We start from the raw sequence: 13,995 nt of genomic DNA on the forward strand, positions 1-13,995 counted from the left end.
CCGAGCAGTCCCCTTAGGAGCGTTTCCCCGCATGCGGAAGATACTCGTCGTCGGAGCCGGCCAGTCCGGACTCCAGCTCGCCCTCGGACTCCAGTCGCACGGGTACGAGGTCACCCTGATGTCCAACCGGACCGCGGACGAGATCCGCACGGGCCGGGTCATGTCGACGCAGTGCATGTTCCACACGGCACTCCAGCACGAGCGCGATCTCCAGTTGAACTTCTGGGAGTCCCAGGCCCCGAAGATCGAGGGACTCGGCGTCTCGGTGGCGGCCCCCGGCTCCTTCGACCCGGGCCCCTCGCAGCGGGCGATCGACTGGCTGGGCCGGTTCAAGGACGGCTACGCGCAGTCCGTCGACCAGCGGGTGAAGATGGCCGGCTGGATGGAGACCTTCGCGCAGCGCGGCGGCCAGCTCGTCATCCACGGCGTCGCCGTCGGCGACCTGGACTACTTCTCCCGCGCCTACGACCTCGTCCTCGTCTCGGCGGGCAAGGGCGAACTGGTGCGGATGTTCGGCCGGGACGCCTCCCGCTCCCCGTACACCGAGCCGCAGCGCGCGCTCGCGGTCGCCTACGTCCACGGGCTCGGCCCGCGCCCGGAGCACCCGGACACGGAGGCCGTCCGCTGCAACCTGGTGCCCGGCGTCGGCGAGATGTTCATCATGCCGACCGTCACCACCTCCGGCCGCGCCGACATCCTGTTCTGGGAGGGCATACCCGGCGGACCGCTCGACGCCTTCAAGGACGTGAAGGACCCCTCGGAGCACCTCTCCCTGACCCTGGAACTCATGGAGAAGTTCCTCCCCTGGGAGTACGCGCGGGCCACCAAGGTCGAACTGACCGACGCCGGCGGCACCCTCGCCGGCCGCTACGCCCCCACCGTCCGCAACCCCGTCGGCCGCCTCCCCGGCGGCGGCGCGGTCCTCGGTGTCGCCGACGTCGTCGTCGCCAACGACCCGATCACCGGCCAGGGCTCCAACTCCGCCTCCAAGTGCGCCGCCTCGTACCTCGCCTCGATCCTGGAGCACGGCGACAAGGAGTTCGACGAAACCTGGATGCAGCAGACCTTCGAACGCTACTGGGAGACGGCCCGGCACGTCACCAAGTGGACGAACGCCATGCTGGCCCCGCCGCCGGAGCACGTGCTCAACCTGATCGGCGCCGCCGGTCAGCTCCAGCCGGTCGCCGACCGCTTCGCCAACGGCTTCAACGACCCGTCCGACTTCGAGAACTTCTTCTTCGAGCCGGAGAAGACCGAGGCCTACCTCGCCGAGGTCTCCGCCGGGGTCGGCGCGTAGCCCGCTCAGTACCCCTCCTCGGATCCGTCCGTCGCCCCCGCAGGGAGCCTCGGCGGCGTGTACCGCCGCAGCGGCTCCCCGCCGGGGTCGGGCCGTACGGCGCCCAGCACCGGGTCGGCCGCGATGGGCGACACCCGGACGTCGGCGCCGGGCCGCGGCGCCTGGACGACCATGCCGTCACCGACGTACAGCGCCACATGGGTGGCCTCGGGGAAGTAGACGACGAGGTCCCCGGGGCGCAGCTCGTCGAGCGGCACCCGCGCCAGCCGCGCCCACTGCTCCTGGCTGGTCCGCGGGATCGGCGTGCCGGCCCGCGCCCAGGCCACGGAGGTCAGCCCCGAGCAGTCGTACGACGCCGGGCCCTCGGCACCCCACTCGTACGGCTTGCCCAGCTGTTCCACCGCGAAGCGCACCGCCCGGTCGCCCTCGGCGGACGGCTTGGAGTCGTCACCCAGCGCCCCGGACTCCAGGAACCGCTCCTGCGCCTCGGCGGTGCCGCTCCGCTCCAGGGCGGCCAGTTCGGCGAGCTGCCCGGTGCTGAGGGAGGCGAGCAGTTCCTCCACGTCCCCCAGCCGTCGGCGTACCTCGTCGCGGTTCTTCTTCTGCCGCTCGGCCAGGGCGGCTTGGGTGGCCAGGGCCTTGCGCGCCCGGCGGGCCAGGTCCTCGGCCCGGTGCTCCCGGCCGGTCAGCCGGCCCACCGCCTCGGCCCGCTCCCGGGCGAGCTGCCCGATCACATGCCCCTGGTCGAGCGCGTGCTGCGGGTCGCGGGCCAGCAGCAGCCGCAGGTAGGGGGAGAGGTCGCTGCTGCTCCGGTACTGCTGCCGGGCCAGTCTGCCCACCGCGCCGCGTCCGTCGCGCAGGGACAGCCGCGCCCGGGCCAGTTCGGTCTCCAGCCGCTGCGTCTCGGCACGCTGCGCGATCAGCTTCTCCTCGGTGCCGTTGTACGCCTCCGTGGCCTTCTCGGCCTCGCGGTACAGGTCCTGAAGCTCCGTCAGCAGCTCGGCCACGGAGCGGTCGCCGGCGCCGGCGGGACCGGGGCGCGCGGCGGCGGACCCGGGCGCGAGGACGATCCCCGCCGCCACCGCCGCGGTACAGACCAGACGGAGAAGCCCTGCTGACACGTCGTCACCTCCGGTGCGGCGGCACCCTCGTCCGCTCCGCACCGCGAGCATCGGGCGGCCGCGCGGAACGCGCGCGCCGAGTGTGCGCGGTTCGGCGCAACCGGGTCACCCGTCCGCGTCGTCCGGCTTGCCGCCCGGCGTGGCGTCCGGACGGGACCACGGCCAGCGCAGGCGGGACCTGGCGCCGCCCTCGGGGTCGTAGGCGTACTTCCAGCGGGCGAACCCGAGCCTGCTCCCGCCGGGGCGGGGCACGCGCCGGTAGACGAGCACGGTGGGCGGCCCGCCGTCCGGGTCCGGCACGGGGATGCGGTACGTCTTCGGCGGGTGCCCGGTCGGACCGACCAGCACGGGCAGCACCCGCCCGTCCATGGGGCCGCCCTCGAAGGGGGTGTCTTCGCTCTTCACGGCACCAGTGTCAGACATCCCCCGCCAGCGCCTCGACCAGCGCCGAGGTCTGCGGGTCGCGCCGCGCGGTGACCGTCAGCACGGCCAGGAACTGCTCCACGAGCCAGTCCCGCAGCTCCTCCACGGGCGGCTGCTTGCCCTCGTCCAGCCAGATCAGCGAGGCCGCCTCGACCGCCGTGATCCACATGCGCACGGTCATCCGCAGCCGGGGACCGGGGCCGTCGACCTCCAGGTGGTCCATGATGTGGTCGGCGGCGGCCCGGCGCACGCCGTCCACGATGGCCGAGGTCCGGGAGGTCTCGGCCACGCTGCCGCCCCGCAGCAGGGCGCTGAAGCCGGTGTCGTGCTGGTCGACGAAGGCCAGGTAGCGGTCCAGGGCGCGCGACAGCCGGGCCAGCAGCGGGCCCTCGCGGGGTTCGTCGAAGCACAGCCGCAGCTCGTCCGCGGCCGATCCGAGGGCGGCCTCGTAGAGCTGCTGCTTGCCGCCGGGGAAGTACCGGTACACCAGCGGCCGCGAGACCCCGGCCTGCTCCGCGACGTCGTCCAGGGAGACCTCCTCCGGCGGCCGGTGCGCGAAGAGGACGAGCGCCGCGTCGAGCAACTGGCCGCGGCGCTCCTCGACGCTGAGGCGGCGGTAGGCGGGAGTGGGGGCCTGCGGGGTCATGTTCCGCAGCGTAATCGCTCCGCCGGGTCGGGCTGGGGGCGAGGGAACGGGGTGGCGTGCGAACGAGCCGTCGGCGCGGCGCACGGGTGGGTCGGGTGGGCCGGCATTGCGGGTGCCGCTGCGTCCACCCGTGCCGCCCTGCGGCACGACTGCCCGCAGCTACGGCGCCAGCAGGCCCGAGGACTGCCACAGGCGGCGGCCCACTCCGCGCAGGACGCCGATGTCGTCCAGGAAGTCCGTCAGGCGCTTCGCGCCGGTCTGCATCACCTCGCGGCGGTGGCCGCTGGCCTTGACCTGGGCCATGGCCTCCCGCTTGTCCAGGCCGACGTTCGTGTAGACCTCGGGGTTGACGAAGGCGATGGAGAAGACGCGGGCGAACTCGCCGGAGGTGATCCGGGTGAACTCCTGCGACCACTTCGGGGCCGTCACCATCTGGCGGCGCAACTCCTCACGGGCGTAGCGCACGTGCCGGGCCTCCTCCACGACGTGGATGCGCGTGACGCCGCGGATCAGCGGCTGGATCCGCTCGTCCGGGAAGGTCAGCCGCTGCATCCAGTCGAGGACCTCCTCGCCGAGCAGCGTGGCGGTGAAGGAGCCGGGCGTGGTGGAGATCGTCTTGAACAGGCGGCCCAGGTGCTGGTGGACCGGGCTCACCGGGTACCACGGGGTCTCGCCGCGGGTTATCAGCCGGGCGAACATCTTGGAGTGCCGGCACTCGTCCTCGATCTCGGTGAGCGCGTAGCGCACGTGGGCGCTCGTCGCCGCCTTGTCGTAGATGTGCCGCACCAGGAGCTGCATGAGGATCAGCTCGAACCAGATGCCGAGGGAGGCGAGCGCCGCGGCCTCGTGCTGCGAGAGCAGGATGCGCTGCTCCTCGCTCATCCGCTTCCACAGAGGGGTGTCGTACAGCGACACCAGCTCCGGGGGCCAGAACCACTTGCCCTCCTCGAAGGGCGCGTCCCAGTCCAGCTCCTTGTCCGGGTCGAACGAGTGCTTGGCGGACGAGTCGAGGAGCCGTTCGGCCACCTGCTCCCGGTCCTTGAGCAGGCCGAGCGCGTCGCGCAGACCGTCGAGCGCGTCGGCTTCCGTCAGGGTCGTCATGGCTGTCCCACCTCATCGTGTTACCCGCGGTCACTCACTCGTCTTATGAGACTGCCTGTCAGCAAGCTCGTCAATCCCCTGGACGCGACTTGTTGACCGTGAGTAAAGAAGTGGGAGGTGCCCGGTACCTAGACCGAGCAGCCCAGCCCCTCCGGCACCTCGCCCGGCACGGGCACCGACGCCCCGGCCGGGTAGGAGGTGCGCAGGGTGAAGGCGTACGGCGTGGGGCCGTGGGTGCGCAGGTGGAGCAGCCGGGCCTCCGCCTCCGCGACCGTCGGACGGTGGCCCGCCGGCACCCACCACAGGGTGGTGACCGCCTCGGCCAGTCGTGCGAACCACTCCCGGCGACGGGCCAGCATCTCCCGGTGCCGCCCCTGGTACATGAACGCCGTCAGCGCGTTCGCGTCCCGCCACACCGACATGTTGACGATCAGCCAGGAGTCGCCGAAGACGGGGATGTCCGTGGCGTCCCCCGCGTCGCCCTGGAGCCGCCACACGAAGCCGTCCGCCGTGTCCGCGTCGGCGTTCACCGGTTCGAGTGCGTCAACGAAGTCCCGCAACTGCGGGGAATCGAGCGGGGCCTTGAGGCGGGCGATGTTGACCTGGGCGAGTTCGTACGCGGTATCAGTCATGTACCGGACGTTAGGTCGGGCGCCTCGGGCGGGGGCACCCCCGTCTCACCCTGCGAGCACCGCCTCCATCACCGCCCGCGCGATCGGCGCCGCCAGTCCGCCCCCGCTGATGCGCTCCCGGTCGGCCGCCGACCCCTCCACGACCACCGCCACCGCGACCTTGGGCTCCAGGTCCCGCTCGCCCTGCGCCCAGGAGACGAACCAGGCGTACGGCGTCCCCGAGTTGCCGACCCCGTGCTGGGCGGTGCCGGTCTTGCCCCCGACGACCGCGCCCGGGATCGCGGCGTTGGCGCCCGTGCCGTGCTCGACCACCCCGGTCATCAGCTCCTTGAGCAGCCGGGCCGTCGACGGCCGCATCGCCTCCCGCGAGGGCCGTGACCCCGCCGTCGCCACCAGGGCGCCGCCCGCCCGCAGGGTGCGCTCCACCAGGTACGGCGAGCGCACCTGGCCGCCGTTGGCCACGGCCGCCGCCACCATCGCCATCTGGAGCGGCGTGGCCCGCGTGTTGTACTGCCCGATCGACGACAGCCCGAGCTGCGCCCGGTCCACCGAGGCGTCGAAGGTGCTCCGCGCGACGGAGAAGGGGACGCGCAGCTCGTCGTCGTTGAAGCCGAACGCCTCCGCCGTGGCCGCCATGTCCGTCACCCCCACGTCCACGCCGAGCTTGGCGAACACCGTGTTGCAGGACCACTCGAAGGCGTCCCGCAGTGAGGCGTCCCGGCACCCCTCGCCCTCGTTCGTCAGCCGGGTCCGCGTCCCCGGCAGGGTGTACGGGTCGGGGGAGCGGGTCGGCGCGTCGAGGTCCCGCACCACGCCCGCGTCCAGCGCCGCCGCCGTGGTGACCACCTTGAAGGTGGAACCCGGCGGATAGGTCCGGCGCACCGCCCGGTTGAGCATCGGCTTGTCCGGGTCGCCGTTCAGCCGGTTCCAGGACCGGGTCGCCGCCGCGCTGTTGCCGGACAGCGACTGGGGGTCGTACGACGGCGTGGACGCCAGCGCCAGGATCCGCCCGGTCGACGGCTCGACCGCGGCCACCGCGCCCTTGCGCCGGCCGAGCCCCTCGAACGCCGCCCGCTGCGCGGCCCCGTCGATCGTGGTCACCACGTCGCCGCCCGGATTGGGGGCGCCCGTCACGTCGTTCCACAGCGGCAGCGGCGCCAGCACCGGGTCGGCGCCGGACAGCAGGCCGTCCTCGGCGTGCTCCAGCAGGGTCGTCCCGTACGCCTGCGAGGCGAACCCGGTGATCGGCGCGTACATCGGGCCGTTCGCGTACGTCCGTTCGTAGCGCAGGTGCTCGCCGGTGTCGCGGGAGCCGGTGACGGGCTCGCCGCCCACCAGGATGTCGCCCCGCGGCTGCTGGTAACGGGCGATGTCGTGGCGCCGGTTGGCGGGGTTGCCGTCGTACTGGGGGGCCTGCACGATCTGGACGCGGGCCGCGTTCACCAGCAGCGCGACCAGCAGCAGCGCGCAGAACGCGGCGGCGCGCCGGATGTGCCGGGTCACCGCGGCCCCCTTCCGGTCATGGCGCCGCCCGCCCCTCGCCCTGGCTGCGGGCCGCGTGGCTGACCCGGATCAGCAGCGCCACGATCGCCCAGTTGGTGACGACCGAGGAGCCGCCCTGGGCCAGGAACGGCATCGCCATGCCGGTCAGCGGGATCAGCCCCGTCACCCCGCCCGCGATGACGAACACCTGGAGCGCCACCAGCGAGGACAGGCCCACGGCGAGCAGCCGGCCGAAGGGGTCGCGGGCGGCCAGCCCCGCCCTGAAACCGCGCTCCACCAGCAGGCCGTACAGCAGGAAGATCGCGCTCAGCCCGAGGAAGCCCAGCTCCTCCCCGGCCGTGGCGAGGATGAAGTCCGACTTGACGGCGAAGCCGATCAGCACGGAGTGCCCGAGGCCGAGGCCCGTGCCGGTCACCCCGCCCGCCGCGAAGGCGAACAGGGACTGGGCGAGCTGGTTGGGCCCGTGCCCGGCCTCGATGGAGGCGAAGGGGTGCAGCCAGTCCTCCACCCGGCTGTGCACGTGCGGCTCCAGCCAGCCCACGGCGACCGCGCCCAGCGAGGCCAGCAGCAGGCCGACGGCGATCCAGCCGGTGCGGCCGGTGGCGACGTAGAGCAGGACGACGAAGAGGCCGAAGAACAGCAGCGAGGTGCCGAGGTCGCGCTCCAGCACCAGGACGCCGACGCTCACCAGCCACACGGCGACGATCGGGCCGAGCACCCGTCCGGTGGGGAGCTGGAGCCGCCACACGCGGCGGCCCGCGTACGCCAGCGCGCTGCGGTTGGCGGCCAGGTACGCGGCGAAGAACACGGCGAGCAGCACCTTGGCGAACTCGCCGGGCTGGATGGAGAAGCCCCCGATCCGGATCCAGATGCGGGCGCCGTTGACGGCCGGGAACAGGATCGGCACCGTGAGCAGGACGAGCGCGGCGGCCACGCACACGTAGGCGTAGCGCTGGAGGGCGCGGTGGTCGCGCAGGAGCAGCACGACGACGGTGAACAGCGCGACGCCCAGCGTGGACCACACGAGCTGGGCCGGGGCCGCCCGGTCGTCCGGCGTCTCCAGGTCGAGCCGGTAGATCAGCACCAGGCCGAGCCCGTTGAGCAGCACGCCGATGGGCAGCAGCAGCGGGTCGGCGCAGGGGGCGCGCAGCCGTACCGCCAGATGCGCGAGCACCGCGAGCACCCCGAGTCCGGCGCCGTACCCGGCGGCACCGGGCGGGAGCGTGCCCCGCTGGGCGAGGCCGACGTTGCAGTAGCCGAACACCGACAGCAGGACGGCCATGACGATCAGGGCGAGTTCGATGCCGCGGCGCCGGGGGAGCCGGGCGACGGGAGCGGGGGTGTCCGCCTCGGCCACGGTGATTCCGGTTCCCGCGTTGGTCATGTCCGGAACTTACCCACATGGCGGGGTTCGCGGGCCGTCGGCGTCAGCACCAGCGCGGCGCGGGACCGATGGTGCCGGTGTGCCGGGCCGCGCCCCCGGGTTCGGGTGCCGTCCGCGAGCGGGTGCCGGGGCGGGTCGCCCCGCATCCGGTCGCCCGGGCTACGGCGGTGCATACGGCCGTCCTCGCCGCGGTGGGCGTGCGGTTACGCGGGTGCGGCAGCGGCATGGGTACCTCCCGGGAGGCGGAAAGCGCCGAGGTGGTCGAAAGTGACACACCGCCACATTAGGAGCGGCGGGTGGGGGCCGCCCGTCGCACTGAGCCATCGGGGAAGGGGCGGGGAACGGACCGCGGGTCAGGGCCGCTGAGGCAGCGTCAGGGTCGCCAGCGCGCCGCCCCCGGGCGGGTCGGCGAACTCCAGCCGCGCGCCGAGCACCTCCGCCTGCCCCAGCGCGATCGTCAGCCCCAGCCCGTGCCCCTTCGCGCCGCCCTCGGTGCGGAACCGCTGCGGCCCGTGCGCGAGGAGGTACTCCGGATAGCCGTCCCCGTGGTCCCGCACGGTGATCACCGGCCCGTCCACGGTGAGCACCACCGGCGCCCGCCCGTGCCGGTGCGCGTTCGCGACGAGATTGCCGAGCACCCGCTCCAGCCGCCGCCGGTCGGTCTCCACCCGCGCGTCCCGCACGACCTCCACCCGCGTGTCGGTGCCGGAGCCCCGCACCACCCGCCGGGCCAGCGCGCCCAGTTCCTCCGGGTGGGCCTCCAGGCGCTCCCGTCCGGTGTCCAGCCGGGAGATCTCCAGCAGGTCCTCGGTGAGCGTGCGCAGGGCGGCCACCCGGTCGCGCACCAACTCGGTCGGGCGGCCCGGCGGCAGCAGCTCGGCCGCCGCGTGCAGCCCCGTCAGCGGGGTGCGCAGCTCGTGCGCCACGTCCGCCGTGAACCGCTGCTCGGCCAGCAGCTTGCCCTGCAGCGAGGCCGCCATGGAGTCCAGCGCGGCGGCGACCGTGGCCACCTCGTCCTGCGTGCGCGCCGGGTCCTTCGTCCGGGTGTCGCCGACCCGCGCGTCGAGGTCGCCCGCCGTGATCCGCCGGGCCACGCGCGCCGTCGTGTGCAGCCGGCGCGTCACCCGGCTCACCGCGAACGCGCCCACCACCGCCGTCGCCCCGATCGCCAGTGCCGACGACCACACGATCGCCCGGTCGAGACCGTCGATGGTGCGCTCGCCCTGGGAGTGGTCGACCTCCACCGCGAGGACCCGGCCGCCGTCGGCGGGGCCCGCCGCCCACATGGTGGGCCGTCCCCGGTGCTCGGCGACCATCGTGCCCCGCCGGCCCGAGGCCGCCAGCTCCCGCAGCGGCCCGGGCAGGCCCGGCGGATCGACGGCCGCGCCCGGCCGCAGCGGGTCCCCGGCCTCGTACGCGTCCGTCGCGTCCCGCAGCCGGGTCAGGGCCGTCTCCCGGGCCCGTCCCACCGTCTGGTCGGTCACCGAGACGTGCACCAGGACGCCGAGCAGGGCGGCGAGCGCGCAGCACATGACGGTGATGAAGACGGCGGCCTTCACCGCGAGCGGGCCGGCCCACCGGGGCAGGGCGAGCCTCACCGCGCGCTCGCCGAAGGAGAGGGGGAGGGGCGCCCCACGCCCGTTCCACGGCCGGTGCGCAGCATCTCGTCGTGGGTGAGGAGCATCGCGTCCTGGTCGGGGTCCCAGGTCCACTGGAGGCGGTACTCGTACCCCGCCACCTCCGACGGCGACCGCACGATCACCGACCGGCCGGCCAGCTCGACCGCGCTCACGGCGTCCTCGTACGACATCACCCGCACGAGCCGGCCCTTCTCCACGGTGTAGACGCGCACCGCCGTCATCCTCGCCGGCAGCAGGCGGAAGCCGAGCGCCATCTCGGCCCGCCCGTCGCCGGTCAGGTCCCGGTAGTACGGCCGCAGCACGGGGCACCGTGCGCTTCGGCCCGCCGCGCCGCAGTCGGCCATGAGGCGGGCCGTCTCTCGGTACGGAGCCTTGGCGCCGGAGTAGTCCTCCGGCTGCGCGGCGATCTCCGCCCGCACCACGGCCGCCGGGTCCACCCGCCGGACGTCGCCGCCGGGCACGGCCACGCCCTTGACGGCCTCGTGGTCCACCTCGCCGATGTCGTACGCCGGACTCGACGCCGGCGGCAGGTCCGGCCACAGGCGCGCCGGGCTCACCGCGGTCGGTGTGGCGCCCGCCGGGCGCAGCCCGCCCGTGTCACCGCAGCCCGCCACCGAGACCACCGCGGCCGCGCACAGCAGCGCGGAGGCGGCGAGGGTGCGGGCCGGGCGCCCACGGCGGCTGGGGAGCACGGCTCTCCTGGAGTTCGGTGATCGTCACGGAGGCCCCGCACACCTCGTCCGTACGGGAGTCCATCTTGCCTGCCCGCCCGGGCGCCGGGCTACTCGGCCAGTTCCTCGAGCAGCCGGGCGGTGTCCAGCCCGGTCCGCAGGTACTCCGCGAACAGCTCGTTGTGCAGCGCCCACGGCGAGCGGCGGGTTCTGATCAGCCGCATCGCCTCCTCGGCGGAACGGCCCCGGCCCATCAGCACCTGGGCGATCACGAGCCCGGAGCGGTTGTACCCGTGGTAGCAGCGCACGAGGACCCTGCGGCCCTCGTCCAGCGCCTCGCCCGCGGTCCGGGCCAGCCGGATCACCCCCGCGAGCTGGGTGCCGTCCAGCGGCCCGTCGGGGATCGGCCACACCTGGTGCTCGACACCGGGGCCGGGGCCGTGACCGGGCAGCCGCAGCAGGCTCTGCACCAGGTCGAACTCGTCCCCCACGACGGCGAACTCCACCCGTCCGCCCGGCCGCCTGAACTCGTGCCCGCCCATCCACAGTCCGGGCACGATCTCGTCCCACGGCCTGCCCGGGGCCGGTACGTCGGATCCCATGCCACGGGTACGCAACGCGCCTCCCCCTCCGCCCGAGGGCCTGCACCGCTCCGGCTCCCAAGGTAGCCCGCTTCTTGCCCCGCGGCACCCCGCCTGTTCCCATGGTCGTGGGGTGATGCGGCATGAGCGGACTGCGCGTCGTACCGATCCGGCTGAGCGGCCGGGAGCGGCTCCACGTCTGCCGCGCGGACGGTGCCACCGTCGCCCGGTACGACCGTGAGGCCGCCCGGGTCGACCTGCTGAGCCAGGACGGCGAGGCCGAGGTGCTGGAAGCCCTCGGGCCCTTCCTGTCCGGCCCGGTCACCGTCGGACCGCCCCCGGTGCCCACCCCCGCCGAACTGGCCCGGCTCTCCCTCCACCCCGACGACGACCTCGCCCCCAACCGTCCCGGCGAGGCCCTCCTGGTCGACCTGGACCGCCACCCCGCGCACCGGCTGCGCCGCGACCCGCGCCGCCGGGAGCTGGCGGCCCAGCAGGCGACCGGCGAGGCCCTCGACCGGCTGGAGGCGGCGGGATGGCACACGCTGCACTCGGTCCCGCTGCCCGGCGGCGACCTCATCCACCACCTGGTGATCGGCCCCGGCGGCCTCTTCGCCCTCCACGTCCTGGCCGCCCGCGGGCAGCGGGTGCGCGTCGCCTGCCCGACGGTCGCCGTGGGCCGCGGCGCCCCGGATCCCGTACTGCACCGGGTCCGCGCCTGCGCCGACCGCGCCTCCCACGCCCTGACCGCGGAGGTCCGCCCGGTGCTGGTCCCCGTGGACGCGGCCGGCGTGGAGGTCACGGAGCCGCCGCGCGGGGTCCGCGTCGTCACGGCCGGGGAGCTGCCCGCCCTGGCCCGGCTGGGCGGAGTGCTCAAGCCGGCGGACGTCGAGGCCCTGCACGCCACGGCCCGGGACCGCACCACGTGGACGCGGGTGTGAGGGGCGTCGAGGGCCCGCGTCCGACGGGGCGTCACGGGACGTGTCAGGGCAGGCGTGCCGCCGCGCGCCGGTCGAACAGCGGCGCCAGCAGGTCGCCGTGGTCCTGCACCCGGGGCCCGACGTCCTCCGCCAGGAAGACGAGCTGCTCCGCCCGCCGGCACGCGGACACCTCCTCCCACGTCACCGGCGTGGAGACGGCGGGCACGGCGCGGGCCCGCACCGTGTAGGGCGCCGCGGTCGTCTTGCGGGCGGCGTTCTGGCTCCAGTCCACGAACACTTTGCCCGGACGCAGACTGCGCGTCATCCGGTGCACGACCAGCCGCGGCAGGGCCCGCTCCGCCTCCACGGCCAGGCCCTTCGCGTACTCCGACACCCGCTCGGACGGCGACCCGCGCACCCCGGCCAGCAGGTGCAGCCCCTTCGCCCCGGACGTCTTGGCGTACGCCTCGACCCCGTCGGCGGCCAGCCGGTCCCGCAGCCACAGGGCGACCTCGCAGCACTGGACGACGGTGGCGGGCGGCCCGGGGTCCAGGTCGAACACCAGCCGGTCGGCCTCGCCGGGGTCGTCCGCGACCCACTGGTGGGTGTGGAACTCGGTCACCAGATTGGCCGCCCACATCAGGCTCGCCAGATCCTGCACCAGCACCATCCGGGCCGGCCCCTCCGACCGGGGCACCTCGGCGGTCGTGACCCAGTCGGGCGTACCCGGCGGGATGTTCTTGGTGAAGAAGAGCTGGCCGTCCGGCCCGTCGGGATACCGCAGGAACGACACCGCACGGTCCCGCAGATGCGGCAGCAGCACCTCCGCGGTCGTCGCGTAGTAGTGCAGCAGCTCGCCCTTGGTGAGGCCGGTCGCCGGATACAGCACCTTGTCCAGGTTGCTGAGGGCCACCCGCCGCCCCTCCACCTCCGTGATAGGCGCCATACGATGAGAATCGCACGAAACACGGACAAACCGCCCGACGTGGCAGGTGAGCGGAAAGGTGCGGCACGTGAGGTCCATCTGGAACGGCGCCATCTCCTTCGGCCTGGTCAGCATCCCGATCAAGCTGGTGAACGCGACCGAGAGCCACGCGATCTCCTTCCGCCAGATCCACACCGAGGACGGCGGCCGGATCCGCTACCGCAAGGTCTGCGAGCTGGAGGACCGCGAGGTCGGCCAGGACGAGATCGGCAAGGCCTACGAGGACGCGGACGGCTCGATCATCCCCATCACCGACGACGACCTGTCCCATCTGCCGATCCCGACCGCGCGGACCATCGAGATCGTGGCCTTCGTCCCCGAGGAGCGCATCGACCCGCTCCAGATGGGCTCCGCGTACTACCTCGCGGCCGGCGGCGCGCCCGCGGCCAAGCCGTACACGCTGCTGCGCGAGGCGCTCAAGCGCAGCAACCGGGTCGCCATCGCCAAGTACGCCCTGCGGGGCCGTGAGCGTCTGGGCATGCTGCGGGTGGTCGGCGACGCCATCGCGATGCACGGTCTGCTGTGGCCGGACGAGGTGCGCGCCCCCGAAGGCGTCGCGCCGGACGCGAAGGTCACCGTCCGCGACCAGGAGCTGGACCTCGCGGACGCCCTGATGGACACGCTCGGGGAGATCGACCTCGACGACCTGCACGACGAGTACCGCGAGGCGCTGGAGGAGGTCATCGCGGCGAAGGCCGCCGGCGAGGCGCCCCCGGAGAGCCCCGAGCCGGCGCGGGCCGGCAAGGTGCTGGACCTGATGGCCGCACTGGAGAACAGCGTGCGGGCGGCGCGCGAGTCGCGGGGCGAGGAGGAGAAGGCGGCGGCCGGCGAGGCCGACGTCAGGTCCCTGCGGCGCAAGACCCCGTCGTCCCGGACGCCCAAGGAGACCGGCGGCAAGAAGTCCACCTCCACGGCGGCCGGGAAGACGGCGGCGAAGAAGACGGCCGCCGCGAAGAAGACGGCGTCGGAGCGGACCGCCAAGAAGACGGAGGCCGGGACCACCGCGAAGAGCACCGCCAAGAAGACGGCCAAGAGCACCGCGAAGAAGACGGCGTCCCGCCGGCGCAGCGCCTGACCCCGCGCGAGGGGCA

General features: G+C 74.1%; 14 protein-coding genes. 3 read left to right on the forward strand and 11 right to left on the reverse strand.

Features of this window, described 5'->3' with window-relative positions; all coding sequences use genetic code 11:
* The first annotated feature begins 31 nt into the window (after positions 1–31).
* Positions 32–1,297 (forward strand): styrene monooxygenase/indole monooxygenase family protein, encoded by a 1,266-nt coding sequence (locus ACH499_RS27395; protein WP_399019024.1) that lies wholly within the window; start codon positions 32–34, stop codon positions 1,295–1,297.
* A 5-nt stretch (positions 1,298–1,302) separates the two neighbouring features.
* Here the strand turns inward: ACH499_RS27395 and ACH499_RS27400 are convergent, their stop codons facing one another.
* The 10 genes from ACH499_RS27400 to ACH499_RS27445 form a co-directional block, all read right to left on the reverse strand.
* Positions 1,303–2,418, reverse strand: coding sequence for an NlpC/P60 family protein (locus ACH499_RS27400; protein ID WP_399019026.1), 1,116 nt, complete (start codon positions 2,416–2,418; stop codon positions 1,303–1,305).
* Between the two features lie 105 nt (positions 2,419–2,523).
* The gene (locus ACH499_RS27405; protein WP_356201747.1) at positions 2,524–2,823 is read right to left on the reverse strand and encodes a hypothetical protein; all 300 of its coding nucleotides are present in this window, start codon (positions 2,821–2,823) and stop codon (positions 2,524–2,526) included.
* Positions 2,824–2,833: 10 nt separating this feature from the next.
* Positions 2,834–3,487 carry a helix-turn-helix domain-containing protein gene (locus tag ACH499_RS27410; RefSeq protein ID WP_356201745.1) on the reverse strand — a complete coding sequence of 218 codons (654 nt, stop codon included), beginning with the start codon at positions 3,485–3,487 and terminating at the stop codon, positions 2,834–2,836.
* Positions 3,488–3,646: 159 nt separating this feature from the next.
* Positions 3,647–4,588 (reverse strand): diiron oxygenase, encoded by a 942-nt coding sequence (locus tag ACH499_RS27415; RefSeq protein WP_356201743.1) that lies wholly within the window; start codon positions 4,586–4,588, stop codon positions 3,647–3,649.
* A gap of 128 nt (positions 4,589–4,716) precedes the next feature.
* A complete protein-coding gene (locus tag ACH499_RS27420; protein WP_399019028.1) occupies positions 4,717–5,220 on the reverse strand; it encodes a DUF3291 domain-containing protein in 504 nt (167 codons plus the stop codon).
* Positions 5,221–5,265: 45 nt separating this feature from the next.
* A complete protein-coding gene (locus ACH499_RS27425; protein WP_399019030.1) occupies positions 5,266–6,723 on the reverse strand; it encodes a penicillin-binding transpeptidase domain-containing protein in 1,458 nt (485 codons plus the stop codon).
* Between the two features lie 16 nt (positions 6,724–6,739).
* A complete protein-coding gene (locus ACH499_RS27430; RefSeq protein ID WP_399019032.1) occupies positions 6,740–8,107 on the reverse strand; it encodes an FtsW/RodA/SpoVE family cell cycle protein in 1,368 nt (455 codons plus the stop codon).
* Positions 8,108–8,460: 353 nt separating this feature from the next.
* A complete protein-coding gene (locus ACH499_RS27435; RefSeq protein ID WP_399019034.1) occupies positions 8,461–9,705 on the reverse strand; it encodes an ATP-binding protein in 1,245 nt (414 codons plus the stop codon).
* Positions 9,702–10,439, reverse strand: a complete 738-nt coding sequence (locus ACH499_RS27440; protein WP_399019037.1) for a hypothetical protein — start codon at positions 10,437–10,439, stop codon at positions 9,702–9,704. The genes ACH499_RS27435 and ACH499_RS27440 overlap by 4 nt, the downstream gene beginning before the upstream one ends.
* Before the next feature lie 89 nt (positions 10,440–10,528).
* The gene (locus ACH499_RS27445; protein ID WP_399019039.1) at positions 10,529–11,020 is read right to left on the reverse strand and encodes a dual specificity protein phosphatase family protein; all 492 of its coding nucleotides are present in this window, start codon (positions 11,018–11,020) and stop codon (positions 10,529–10,531) included.
* A 122-nt stretch (positions 11,021–11,142) separates the two neighbouring features.
* Between ACH499_RS27445 and ACH499_RS27450 the strand changes: the two genes are divergently transcribed.
* Positions 11,143–11,940, forward strand: a complete 798-nt coding sequence (locus tag ACH499_RS27450; RefSeq protein WP_356201731.1) for an NERD domain-containing protein — start codon at positions 11,143–11,145, stop codon at positions 11,938–11,940.
* Positions 11,941–11,983: 43 nt separating this feature from the next.
* Here ACH499_RS27450 and ligD read toward each other — a convergent pair whose 3' ends face one another.
* Complete coding sequence (gene ligD, locus ACH499_RS27455) at positions 11,984–12,865, reverse strand: non-homologous end-joining DNA ligase (protein WP_356201729.1); 882 nt, start codon at positions 12,863–12,865, stop codon at positions 11,984–11,986.
* Between the two features lie 67 nt (positions 12,866–12,932).
* Between ligD and ACH499_RS27460 the strand changes: the two genes are divergently transcribed.
* A complete protein-coding gene (locus tag ACH499_RS27460) occupies positions 12,933–13,979 on the forward strand; it encodes a Ku protein (RefSeq protein ID WP_399019042.1) in 1,047 nt (348 codons plus the stop codon).
* Positions 13,980–13,995 lie beyond the last annotated feature (16 nt).

Source organism: Streptomyces sp. NPDC018947 (genome assembly GCF_044390505.1).
GTDB lineage: Bacteria > Actinomycetota > Actinomycetes > Streptomycetales > Streptomycetaceae > Streptomyces.